Below are 12853 nucleotides of genomic sequence, written 5' to 3' on the forward strand. Positions count from 1 at the left end.
TTTGGTTGTTTTCCATCTGTTTTGCGCATAAAATTATCCCTCTTTAACTTAAAATATGCAAATAGATACAATTTCGTGCTCTTTTACGTATAGTCATAAAAGCAAGCTGCCTTCCTCACATAGCACATGCCTCTCGCATCACTGCACATTTATGGCGATGAGCAATTCATGCTAAAACATGGTCATGTACAGTAATCCACGCAAGCAAAAAAGAGCGTGGGTTCGACTCACCCACGCTCTTTTTCAGGCTTACATATTCACATTCAAGTAATTTCCACAATAAGGACATTTGCTGGAATATCCAGTCGCTGCACGGAAACTCGAACCACAATTCGGGCATCTGACCGCCACAAGTCTCAGCTTATCCGGTGCCACCGGCTTGTCGTCCATGAGCTCTTCCTCACCAGGAAGCCTCTCATCCCTTACTGAATCCGGATCATAGCCGTATTTGCCGTTATACTCAAATATATCTATCGTCAGACCTATCGGGTACATGCCGGCACCCCTTGTGAATCCCGTTGGTATTATAGCCTCCCGCTCAACATGGTAGCTGTCAAAATAATGCACGATTGTGTCCATCATATATGTATTGTTCACCCTGACAGAAGTATTCTCCGTGTATCCATATATCTTTGCAGGATACCTCACGCCCTTTTTCACTATCATCTTCTTGTTGTGAACCAATATCGCCACCACTATGTCCATTCCCCCACCGATCAGTAAGAAACTTCCCGGAAGGCTCAGCATAGCCAGGGGGAATTTGCCAGGCTCCGCCACAATTGCAAATATAATTCCCACGAAAACACCGACAGCAAGAAATATACTGCCAACCAAAACCACTATCTTATGAGCTGCATTCATCTTATTTCTCCTTTTCCCCAATATCTGCAAAAACCACCGATTCTCTGCTCATACAATGTCTACATCACCATCTGCCAGATTATGTACAATACAAGCAAGTGTCCCGGATAAAATGCATAACAGAAGTATTTAAACCACTTCTTATGGTATCCCAATTTTCCATTGTATAGCCATATCACCGGCAATGCGATTAGCGCAAACGCCTGCTGCGGGAATTCAAAGCTATGTCCCGCTATACTAAACGTATAACAATATCCACTAAGCAGCTGTGCATTGATATAATACATACACACGAGCTGTGCTATCAATTTCCATGGTTCCTTGCCCCGGAACAGATAGAACATTATAACCATGACAACTCCCGCTCCATAGAAATCAACCATGGTGATCGTTCCTATCACATATCCCACAAGTGTCACAACAACCGCAACCGGGATCCACAGCCATACCTTGCCCGTTTTCCTTACCTTGTCTATCAATGCTATCAGCAGTAATCCTATGAGAAATGTCCAAAGTACATTCTGATGAAACAGATACAGGACACTGTCTCCGGACACAAGATCAAATGGAACTTCAGATATCACCGCAAATATCAGCATTCTGCACAGATATCTGCGGAAATTACTGGTATGGTAAAATCCCTCAACTATCATGAACGCAAATATCGGAAATGCTATTCTTCCTATGCACGTAAGTATATCCACATACGGAAACAACGTTGCCCACATGTGATCACTGAGCATACATGTCATCGCAATTATATGCAGCATACAGGAGCTGAATACTCCTGCCTTTATATCCCAGGACTGTTTCCCCGGATCAATCATTTTACCATTCTGTATATCCGTCATATTGGTTCCTCCTTTTTATATGACTTCGTCATATTGGTTCCTTCTCTTTATAATGTGCCGCCAACTCCTTCGCCCTTGTTAAATCCGAATATGGCGCAGCATATCAGATCTACGATAAACAATACCGACAATGTGATACATATAATGTTCTGCACTTTTTTGCTCTTGGAATTCAGAAATTCACTGAGCTTCGGTGCCGCTATATACACTCCAAACAGACTTCCCATGCCAAACGCAAGGAGTCCCACCAGACATATTCTTCCATTTACATTAAGAAACTCGTTCTTGTAGTCCCAATACTGTGAGTTAAAGAAGAAATCCAGTGCCCAGCTCGCTATAAATTCTATGATTCCACATACCACCATCGCCATAGCAAACAGCTTTGCTTTATCTGCCTTGAAGCGGTCAAGCAGGAATATAATAGCAACGCCGCCGACTCCGTACACAGGCAGCCATGGTCCATACATGGTTCCACGGTTTACAAGAACATGATCCATAACTATATAGAGTACGACCTCCCACAGCCATCCTATAAAACAGAACACAAAGAAGAAGAAAATGAAGTCCCTGAGACTGTATTCACTCTTCACCTTCATTCCCTCAGGCACCTCGACCGCGACATCCTGGAGAATATAGACCGGCTTGGTCCATACCTCAGCAACTCCCGCGTCTCCTGCCGACTGATAAGCAGCCTCGATAACCTTTTTGTTATATGGTGCAGCATTGAATGCTTCCTCGACAAAATTTTCCACACCTATATTCTGTCTGAACCAGAAGTACATCTCCACATCAAGCTCCATCTGGAACGGTAATGCTACCAGAAGTCCTGCAACCGGTATAGCCTTGATCATCCACACGTGGATGCATGACAGATCCGTCAGGAACATTTTCCACTTATAGCCTCTCGTCATCTCCCTTGACATGTTCTTCGCATCTCTCCACTTGAGTCTTGGATTCTCCGCCAGGAGATATGGAACCATCCTATACTGATAATACTTGTACACACCACCGATTATCGTGAGCCACCAGAGTGTCATAACAACATTGTAACAGAACATGACCCACATAAGTCTGAGTAAATAATGTCTGTGGAAAGGTGCAAACATTCGGTTGATGGACACCTTGTCACTGTATCTGCACTCCATGGCATAACGGCATTTGCCCACTATCGCCGCACTCTGTATAAAGAAATGGACAACAGCCATGATAAGAGCAGATATCAGGAGCATCACTATGACCTCGCCGGGATTTCTCTTCACATATGCCGTGTTGGCACCTAAAAGCTTGATGATCCAGGTCTGCTTCGCCGTCACCGAATCTATCATCCGGGCAACTGTCTCTGCTTTTTTCTCCGACATATGCTCAATCATCGGCATATTCTTCACATATTCCTTGAGTATGGTCACATTGTCCGCCTCATGCTCTGTCTCCTGCCCGAGCACCTGATCTATTCCCTTCACGAATTTTGTCTGTGAAGAATCATCTACCCCAAGATAAGAGAATACAAAACACACAGCGACCATAGCCATCCAAGCCATAAGTCCACGTTTAAATACCGTGTTCCACGCTCCCTTTCTAAGCTGTTTCCTGTTCCAAGTCATTATAATACATTCTCCCTTATAGAATTTTAAATGTTATCATCTTACGTCTATATCACACATTTTTAATGTCACATCACACAGGCAAACTGCGAAACTCATAACCTGAATTATAACTTGATGGTTTCGCAGCGCCCCCCTAGATGAAGTCGAAGGTCGCCTGTTCATAGGAAAGTTCCTGATATTCCAGCTCCTCCTGATCCGTCTTGCTGGTGTAGTCCACCACTACCGTTTGCTGCTTTCCGCCCACCATCTGCTGTCCCAGGATATAGTTCACGTCAAAGCGTCCTGTGATGGCCGGTGTCGCGCCACGGGCAGGTACGATGAGCTGCACATTGTTGGCTGCCAGCATGGCAAATATAGGCTCCCATATGTATATATCCTTCGCCGCACCAAACGGGTTGTCAATAAATATTGTTTTAGACTGTACCGACTCCTCCGGTGCCAGGCTGTACATTCCGGCAATGTAGTTGATGACAGCAACCAGGAACTGGATGTAGATACCCTGCGACTGTCCTGTACTTCCAACAGCCTCCTCATATCTGAGGTAACGGCTCTGTTCCTTTATCCTCTCTCTCTTGTAGAGGTTAAGTCTGATCGCATTCATATCTGTGACCATGACACCGAACAGCTTCTTGAGTCCCAGACAGTCACGGATGTACTTGATCCTCTTTCGTTCATCCTCGTAGGCATCCGCACCCTTCACTATGTCATCTATATAGTCAGACATCCTTTGCTTCACAAATTCATCCTTCACATAAGGTATAGTTAGATCGACCATCTTGATCACATCATCGCCCACCGTGATACGTGACAGCTTTGGAAGCTTCTCAAGCTCAGTCTTCACATCCATACATCTCTGTACACACTGGTTCTCGAAGTTCTCCTTAATGGCAACCATATCCTCGATGCCCTTCTCAACACGCTCCTTCTCCAGCTTGATGAACTCAATGATCTGAAGAAGATTTGCCAGAAGCTCCTTTGCCTGACTGTAGGTATCCGGAACCTGCACATCCTGCCTGATCGTATTGGCCATCTCGAATACTCCCATCTCCACTAGTGTATCCGCCGTCTGTCCCTTGAATCTCATGATCTCATTCTTTGCGCGGTCAAGGGCTTTCATGCTCCTGTCGTACTTCATGAGGCTTGTCTCAAATAACTGTCTGAGGGTATCCATGTCCTCATCAAGCACATTTCCACCTGAGACATCTATATCGTTGGTATCGATGATCCTCTTTACGTCCTTATACAGATCCACCATGAAACCATACTGCTTATAGTAATCGCTGTACGCCTTCTCAGCTTCTTTGAATATGCGGTTCATATCCGCAAGCACCGCATCTCCATTGGCTATGGCTGTATCTGCATCGGCTGCAGATATCTCCTCACGCACATAGCTGCCATCACCGTATGTTCTATTGATGTTCTCTATCGCATACTCTATGCTTCCCTCAAGCTTGCTATACGCCTTCTGGTCAGCCTTCTGCTGCTGCATCAGCGACGCCTCTATCAGTGTGAGCCTTGCCAGCTCATCGTCCATCTCCCTGAGATGGTCCTCTGACGTCGGATAGAGCTCTCCTGCCCCGGCAAATACCGCCATGTCAAAGCCTCTCTTCTCTATGGTCTTCTGTATTCTGTCCATTGACTTCTTCAGCGCATCCATGAGCTTCTTCTTGTCCTCAAGATCCGGCGCATGCTCCTTTGAAACCGCCAGCATAGCCATAAATTCCTGTTCAAGCCGTTCATCTGAAATGTCCAAAGTCTCCTTGTATTCCTCCGGTATTCCGTCCTGCCATGCCGCAGCAGCCACGCCTGCACCATCTGTATTTTCAGCAACTCCCGCATTCTCAGACTTCGGCAGATACGGTTCGAAATACTCCGTCCACTTGTACTGGATATCCTCTATATTCCTTGTAAGCCCCGCAAGCTTTGACTCAGTCTCTCCAACCGTCGTCGACCACTTCAGCACATCGCTCTGAAGTCCTGACAGCTTTGCCACAAGGTCAGACTTCCTCTGCTTATACTCGGCAAGTCTCTGCTCCTCCGGTCTTGCAAGATCCGACAGCTGCTCTATCATGACAAATGTCTGTCTTCTGTCAGATTCCTTCTGCTGACTCTGCTGCAGGTCTCCATATCTCTCGGTGTTATTCTTAAGCTCCGTCTCTGTAACCTTGATCGATGTCTTAAGCTCCTCAAGCTCATCATTCTTATCGAGCAGTGCCTGGTTCAGCTCTCTCTCCCTGTCCTCGGCACCTGTATATCTCGCATCCACAAGCCTTGTGACAAATGCAAGATCCTCCTGATAAGTCGCAAGCTTCTCATTTATCAGACTGATCTCCTCCGTGAGACCTGATATCTTATCAGCATTTGCCTTTCTGGCGTCCTCTATGGAGTCCTTAGACATGAAATATTTCCTGTCTCTTCCTATGATAAGCATGTTCTCGGCGGGAACTATCGCTGAGTCTGAAAGCTTATCCATATCGTACACCATTACACATTCACTGCCGGTGTCTATCGAACCGAGATTTATATCGTCCTCCAGACTATCAAATCCCTTTGTCACAACACTGTACGGCAGGTATGGATTTGCCTGAAGCAGCTCCTCCTTTGTATCACCCGGGAGTGCCGACAGATAATCCGCACCATGCATGGCCATGAGCCCATGTCTGGTGGAGATGTAGTTTATCACAGTCTCAGCACCCTCCGACGGCGGAAATGGTCTGCCATCCTCATAGCATTTCGCAAGCTTTGTCAGTCTGTCGATCTCCTGCTGGCGCTTGATCGTCTCTGTTATGGTGCCCCTAATCCTGTCATTTATAACACCTGTTATATCCTGTGGATTCTCCACAGAGTATACTGCCATGATGCTGTCGAGCTGACTTCCCGACTGCCTGTACGCCTCGGCGTCAAGCCTTGCATCCTCGCAGCTTCTCTCCAGCGCATCATACTCAGCCTGCACAGTCGTCAGTCTGTATCTGTCATCGTACAGCTTTGTCCTGCCATCTGCTATGGCTATCTCCAACTCTGTCATCTCAGCAAGTATCCTGTCAGACTCCTCCTGAGCCTTGTTCATCATATCCTTCACATCACCCACTACGAGCAGGTTGACTGATGCAGCCAGCTCACTTATTCGGGCACTTATCTCATCAATCTTGGCTGTGGCATCAGCGATATTATTCTCCGCCACCGCCTGGGCGATCTCGCCCTCCCTCATGACCTTTCTGCAGTACTCCGCCTCCTCAAGTGCGTGATCATAGCTGGTCTGGGCCTCTTCCCTTGCCGCCATGAGCTCTGCAAGCTTCTTCTCATCACGGATGCGTCTGTTGTACGCATACACCGCCATCTTCTCACTGGATGATCCGATGTTGTTTCTTATATTGTCGACTATCAGTCTGCTCTCTTCGTACTGTCGCTTGTTCTCCCTGTATACAAGGTAGTCATTTACACTCTCCTTGTAGCCGATCTGGTTTTTCAGCTCCGCAAGCTTCTTCTCATTGTCCTCTATCTGCGTGGCAGTGTCATCCATCTTGCGGTTCATGTCCTCAAGGCGCAGATAATCCCTGGTGACCCTGAGATTTGCCAGACGCTTGTTCTGCTGTTCCATCTGCTCCCCGGCGTCAGCCTTTGCCTTCGCAAGCTCCTCCATATGGGTGTCGCCCTCCTGTGTACACGCCCTTCCTGTGGCATACACATCGGCCAGGCCCTTACATATCCTGTCGTTGTCCTCGTAGAGACCTATGCATGAGTTCACCTTGCCCTCGAGCACATTTATCAATTCTATCTGGTGGTCATAGTTGGCTATGTCACGCTTTCTCTGTGCCAGAACGTTCAGCTTGTCCTTGATGTCGAGAAGAGTCTCTGCCATGGTGTCTTCCTCACCGTTTCGTCCTGTCTTTGTGGCAAATGCCTTCTCTATGATCTCCTCTATGAGCAGATCCTCCACTACCTTCCTTGTGGTCCTGTAATTTGTTTCAAAATACGTTCTTACGTGCCCCTCTGTCTTGTTGATTCCACGTATGATTTCCCAGTGGCTCTCGTGGAGACCATAGCCGCTTATAAATCTCTGGTACTCGCCCTTCTTGTCAAATACCCTGACCTCCAGACTCATATCCCTGTGTCCGAGATCCTTAAGATATGTCTTTAAACCGTTGAATGTGATCCTCTCATTACCCTCCGACAAAGGAAGGTTCACTATGTCATTCTTGTTATATTCCCTGTAGAAAATGCAGTAATTAAAATACTCTATGGATGCAGTGTCCTTCTGTACCTCCCCGGCATCCGCCGTATCCTTTGCCTTTCTGGCACAGAATCCGGTGGTCATGTATCTGTAGCCATCCTTTATATCCGCCTCGTCAAGCTTCCACTCGATCAGCGAATGGATGACTGTGTTGCCGCCACCCGCACGGAAAAGCTTCTCCACAGGCTGCTTCTCATCCAGAGTACAGTTCGGTATCAGGTTCTGAAGGAGCAGAAGCATGAGAATACTCTTTCCTCCTCCATTTGCCAGATCATACAGCGTGTTCTTGCCATACATTCTCATGGTGAAGTCATCGTACTGCTGTGTACCAAAGTTATATTTTACATTGTTGACCCTTATCCTATTGATACTAGGCATCCTCTTCTTCACCTCCAAGCAGCTGATACAGCCGTCCTCTGTATTCCTCAAAATAGTTCTCCGACAAAGCTTTCATCCTGTCTGTCGGATAGTACCTGTCCGCATTCTCCACAAATAACCGCTGGGCCGACATGAAGTTGAACACCAGCTTCACATAACCCGCCCGGGATGCCTTGGACGCCCTGGCGCTGTCGCCCTCCTGATTGCCCGTCACCGCCGGGAGCTCATCCCACAGAAGCGCTATCGCCTTGAAGCTGTCCTGCTCCACCTCATCAGTTGACAAAACATCAAGCTTCTTCGTTATGTCCGCAAGATATTTGCTTGTCTCATCTATAATGTTCTCTGACTTCACATACTCCCTGAACTGATAGCTGGATGAATCCTTGTAAAAATAGAGAAGTGTCATATACATAATGAAGTAACACAGATAGAGCTCCTTGTTCAGACGAAGTCCCAGAAGCTTCTTCATATCGTCATTCGTATAGCCAAATACCCTGTTGCCCTCTCCGGCTGTTATATACAAGCTGTCATTGTACTCGTACAGTGACAGGTTCATCTTCTTCATCATATTCATGACGATGTCGTACACCTCGGCATTGCCGTAGAATTCATCGTACAGCGGGCCGTTGTCGGGATGCTTCTTGCAGATCTCCTCACCTGATATTAACTTGGAATATATCTCTATCGCCTTGTCCAGATTCTTACTTTCCATCTTTTTCTCCTATTCTCCGTACAATCACTCTCAGCTGGTTTTGTTAAACTGAATTCCCGTAACGTACATGTCCTCGCCAATCTGTATCTCTTCGTCTGGATGGAATTCCAGTGTAAATGTCATGCCTCTGAACGCATCCAGTGTGAGTTCCGGTGCATACATCTCACGGGAGAGACCAGAACCGCCATGCCCCATATCACCATCGGTCTGATTCTGCAAAATAGCAATACCTTTGCCAGTTTTTATTCTCTCTATGTGATCTACCAGCATTCCCTCCAGCATAGTGTCCGGCTTTGCCAGTATCTCATCCACGCTGTATCTGTCCTTCTGAGCCAGGTGTGTGAGGAAGGAATAGTAATCTTTGTTGTCGTAGATTTCTTTTCCAAACTTAACTTCAAGTATTCCATTGAATTCCTTGAGACTCAGATGTCCCCATTTGTTCAGCTGGTCAAGGAGTTCGTGGAACAGCTTTGTAAAGTTGGCACTTATCTGTTCATCGAGAAGTTCATCTTCGTAACGGAAGTTCGGATCAAGCTGCTCCTTCTTCACCTTTGTGGTCTTCGCATTGTCCTCGGACTTCAGCGTGAGCATGTGATCTATGGATGTCATACTAAATGTTTTCACGATCCTCGGAGCGAAGAGAGGCGCAAGTATGGTGAGTATCTTATCCGGTCTGTCCTCTTTTATGATACTCTGAAGCTGTCCTGCAAAGTCAAATGCAGGTCTCAGCTTCTGAAGCTTTGCCTTGTGTATGATATTGTCCGATATGTTCTGCAGCTCCATGGTGCTGCTTATCAGACTTCCGTGCTTGATGATGGTCCTCTTGAGTTCAAGCTCAAGCTGGCTTATCTCCTCCATCGCTTTCAGGTTGCCCTTGCCCATATTATCATAGCTCGCCTTAGTGATCGCTTTGTCCACCAGAGCTTTGTTCTTGGCAAAGAGCTTCTGCTCGTCAGCGAACCATTTGCCGACGGTCTTCATATAATTCTCGTACTCCTCCGCGCCCTTGAACACGTCGATGGACAGAAGATTTACTATCTCATCCTTCTCGCGGATCAGCCTGTTCACCTCGCTATTGATCCTGCGCACGACCTCGATACCGCCACGGAAGTTCTCTCCAACGATCATCTTTTCCAGAAGAAGCTGCTGCACGTTGATCTTGCTCTCGTCCTTGATCTCCTTGGTGTCCAGATAGAATTCGATTCCATCCGCAGTAATGAAATACAGGACCTTGCCATCCACTATATGGCTGTCTATCAGCTTCACTCGTCCCGTCTTGCGCTGCTTCTTTCCCGGATCATAGAACGTGAATTCAAATGCTCTTCCGTCGTTCTTGATCTTGTCAAATATATACATTATCAGGTCAGCCCTGTCATCTCCCGCAATCTCCACATCGAAATCACGGTCAAGGAGCTGCCCCATGAATTCCTCATATTCATCGTATGACACTTCACGCTCATTGAAGCTGTTCTCCTGAATAAAAAAACGCAGAATCGCCATGGTTATATAACCCATGTCCAGCTGTGCATAACGACCTTCCTTATACTGCGCAAATGTGGTCTCAGCCAGAACAAAAAACGGGTAATATTTCCTCAGATTCTGCATTCTTGCATTATGTTCTTCAATTATGTCATTTATCATCACGTATTTGAGTGCCATGTTTTCTCTACCTCTGTACTTTCCTGATTATAATAGATCTTATACCATATACTTTTCCTGATATATCTGCCCATATTCTGAGACACATATCTTCTCTATCCGCATATGGACACACAGATTTAGTATACCATGACACTTTTGTTCACACAACGATATTTATCTTCCGTACTTCAGCTCATTTATCGATCTTCCACACACTGTCAACATGAATTCCGTGGCACTCTCACTGTTCTGTCCCACATCATTCAGCCCGACATATCCCGGCTGATAGCCCTCGCAGTCACCCTCTATCTGAAACTGGACTGTGACCGTCACCTGCTGCCCCTTATATGTGGCATTCCCTTCAAACTGCACTATCTGACTTCCGTCCGTCGCGACAAATGCCTGCCAGTGTTCATCGCTGCAATAGGCATCCAGACCATCCCCATAGGTTGTGTCTCCATCCGGGAATATCTTCTGTTCCTTTATATAATCTATCCTCTTATCCGGAATATCGGCTGCATCTTTGCCGATCCCCGCCTCACCGATACCTGTCACGCACATGGACAATGTGAGTATGACTGCCAAAAGCTTGCAGAATTTGTTCTCCCTAAACTTCTCCCACCGCTTGATATTCAGTGCAAATGCAAGGATTCCTCCCACGATCGCACCACCCACATGCGCATAGATATCTATATTCTTCTCATTTGTATACAGAGCATATATGACCACAACAACTATGGATATCATCATATCTTTTCTGCTTGCTTTCCTGTTGCCCATGAATGTCAGGAACACAGCAGCACATATGATTCCGAACACCGCCCCTGATGCTCCTATAGAGAAATGCATTCTGTCAGGATCAGTCATATGATACACATTCATGGATATGATCCCGGCAACAATTCCTGATACAAAGTATATGATAGTCGTCCTCAGGGAGCCAAGTTTTCTCTCCACCGTGGAGCCAAACATATATAGTGCAAACATATTGCCAAAGAGATGATCAAAGCCAGAATGCAGGAACATCGCCGATATAAGTCGTCCATACTCGCCATTCAGCTTCACATACTGATAGTTGAGTCCACCGGTTCTGGAGTAATTGTCCACACCGATGCACATGATGCCAGCTATGACATTTGCCACTATCAATGCAATCGTAACTATAGGGATCGTCCTCTTTATCTGTGGCTGTGGGGAAGCTCCACCGCCCATCTGCTCAGGTCTGATCACATATGCTGTGTCCTGGTCAATATCCTGCTCAAATCTCCCATAGTCATCATGTTCAAAGCCATAGCCGAAATTGTTTTCTTCCATATAATACTCTCCTGACAATGCCCTCCACGGCTGGCATCCACATACTGTTCATTGTTTTACACGATACACTGTTTTTCCACCTTGCAGTACCATTCTTCACACCTTTTTTCTTAGTCGAATACTCTCTTAAGAACCTCGTCCCCATACAGAACCTTCTTGGCAAGTTCTCTGTACTTCTCCTCATGAAGGTATGTGTGTCTGTGAGGCTTTATCTGTGGTGCCATGTCTATCGCCTTTGCGAAATCTTCTCTCTTGAGATCAAGTGTAGCTACATAATCCCAGAAACCGGTCTTCTCAAATATAGCATTTACCCTGACATATCTGTGATCCTGAACGACCGCCATGATATATGTGGCAATTCCCACCTGGATTCCATGAAGCTGTGGCTGTTCAAGCATCTTGTCAAGTGCATGTGAGATCAGGTGTTCGCTTCCGGATGTCGGTGTGCTTCCGCCTGCAATCTCATTAGCAACACCGCTCATGGCAAGGGAATCGAGAAGCTCCTTCAGGAAGAGGTCATCCTTGATCGTCTCAAATGGTGTTCTGACGAAACTGTTCACTGCCTTCTTCGCGATCATAACCGCGAAATCATTCATCTCTGAATATCCAAGGTCTGACTCGAAAAGCCAGTCGTAGAGAGATGTGATCTTGGATACCATGTCGCCGATTCCTGAGTAAAGGAATCTCTCCGGTGCAGACTTAATGATCTCCGTATCCGCTATGATTCCGTATGCCATCCTTGCAGGCACCGATGTACGCCGTCCATTTACCATAAGTGATGCGCTGGCGCTTGAGAAACCATCCGATGATGCCGATGTCGGAATACTTATAAAAGGAAGCTTTCTGAGATATGCCGCATACTTTGCCACATCAATAACCTTTCCTCCGCCGATACCCACGATCACCTGGGCCTTCGCATCTATATCAAATGCCAGCTTGATTATATCCTCTATATTGGTGGAATCCAGCTCTCTGTACTCCACAACTGTCACATTTTCTTTCTTCAGAGAATCCATGACCTGCTGTCCAAACATGTCTATGAGTCCATTTCCAAAATAAATAACAGCATTCTTCATCCCGGAAGCACTTATATATTTGCCCAGATCATTCAGGGTTCCCTTTCCGATCTTAAGAATGGTTGGTATTGCTATATGACTTCCTGCCATCTGTTTATCCTCCTAAATACATTTCTACCATTATACATTATATGATCAGCAAAAATAAACAAGACAATACACATTTTGTCTCATACCTTTACTTA

The 12853-nt window shown here is 46.2% G+C and carries 8 protein-coding genes; all 8 read right to left on the minus strand.

Annotation, left to right across the window (positions count from 1 at the left end; translation table 11 throughout):
• Positions 1 to 249: 249 nt before the first annotated feature.
• The 8 genes from DWW70_RS06635 to DWW70_RS06670 all read right to left on the minus strand — a co-directional run bounded on the left by DWW70_RS06635 (position 250) and on the right by DWW70_RS06670 (position 12758).
• Entirely contained in the window at positions 250 to 861 is a 612-nt protein-coding gene (locus DWW70_RS06635; RefSeq protein ID WP_015534396.1) for a zinc-ribbon domain-containing protein, read from the minus strand.
• 59 nt (positions 862 to 920) lie between these two features.
• On the minus strand, positions 921 to 1712 hold the full coding sequence (locus DWW70_RS06640) for a TraX family protein (protein ID WP_118649506.1): 792 nt from the start codon (positions 1710 to 1712) through the stop codon (positions 921 to 923).
• A 47-nt stretch (positions 1713 to 1759) separates the two neighbouring features.
• Positions 1760 to 3313 (minus strand): DUF975 family protein, encoded by a 1554-nt coding sequence (locus DWW70_RS06645; RefSeq protein WP_118649507.1) that lies wholly within the window; start codon positions 3311 to 3313, stop codon positions 1760 to 1762.
• 136 nt (positions 3314 to 3449) lie between these two features.
• Entirely contained in the window at positions 3450 to 7925 is a 4476-nt protein-coding gene (locus DWW70_RS06650) for a hypothetical protein (RefSeq protein WP_118649508.1), read from the minus strand.
• Positions 7918 to 8637, minus strand: a complete 720-nt coding sequence (locus DWW70_RS06655; RefSeq protein ID WP_004852816.1) for a DUF6063 family protein — start codon at positions 8635 to 8637, stop codon at positions 7918 to 7920. Before DWW70_RS06655 ends, DWW70_RS06650 begins: the two co-directional genes overlap by 8 nt.
• Positions 8638 to 8667: 30 nt before the next feature.
• Positions 8668 to 10296: a hypothetical protein gene (locus DWW70_RS06660; RefSeq protein ID WP_117875304.1), complete on the minus strand. Its 1629-nt coding sequence runs from the start codon at positions 10294 to 10296 to the stop codon at positions 8668 to 8670.
• A 156-nt stretch (positions 10297 to 10452) separates the two neighbouring features.
• Positions 10453 to 11592, minus strand: a complete 1140-nt coding sequence (locus tag DWW70_RS06665) for a rhomboid family intramembrane serine protease (RefSeq protein WP_118649509.1) — start codon at positions 11590 to 11592, stop codon at positions 10453 to 10455.
• Positions 11593 to 11702: 110 nt separating this feature from the next.
• The gene (locus DWW70_RS06670) at positions 11703 to 12758 is read right to left on the minus strand and encodes an iron-containing alcohol dehydrogenase family protein (protein ID WP_117549897.1); all 1056 of its coding nucleotides are present in this window, start codon (positions 12756 to 12758) and stop codon (positions 11703 to 11705) included.
• Between the last annotated feature and the right edge of the window lie 95 nt (positions 12759 to 12853).

The organism is Coprococcus sp. AF16-5 (genome assembly GCF_003479365.1).
In the GTDB taxonomy this organism is placed as follows: domain Bacteria; phylum Bacillota; class Clostridia; order Lachnospirales; family Lachnospiraceae; genus Coprococcus; species Coprococcus aceti.

What these genes read in the sequence shown, in the direction of transcription:
- DWW70_RS06645 (WP_118649507.1), bottom strand. Translation starts at nt 3,313, where the DNA reads ATGACTTGGAACAGGAAACAGCTTAGAAAGGGAGCGTGGAACACGGTA.
- DWW70_RS06655 (WP_004852816.1), bottom strand. Translation starts at nt 8,637, where the DNA reads ATGGAAAGTAAGAATCTGGACAAGGCGATAGAGATATATTCCAAGTTA.
- DWW70_RS06660 (WP_117875304.1), bottom strand. Translation starts at nt 10,296, where the DNA reads ATGGCACTCAAATACGTGATGATAAATGACATAATTGAAGAACATAAT.
- DWW70_RS06650 (WP_118649508.1), bottom strand. Translation starts at nt 7,925, where the DNA reads ATGCCTAGTATCAATAGGATAAGGGTCAACAATGTAAAATATAACTTT.
- DWW70_RS06670 (WP_117549897.1), bottom strand. Translation starts at nt 12,758, where the DNA reads ATGGCAGGAAGTCATATAGCAATACCAACCATTCTTAAGATCGGAAAG.
- DWW70_RS06635 (WP_015534396.1), bottom strand. Translation starts at nt 861, where the DNA reads ATGAATGCAGCTCATAAGATAGTGGTTTTGGTTGGCAGTATATTTCTT.
- DWW70_RS06665 (WP_118649509.1), bottom strand. Translation starts at nt 11,592, where the DNA reads ATGGAAGAAAACAATTTCGGCTATGGCTTTGAACATGATGACTATGGG.
- DWW70_RS06640 (WP_118649506.1), bottom strand. Translation starts at nt 1,712, where the DNA reads ATGACGGATATACAGAATGGTAAAATGATTGATCCGGGGAAACAGTCC.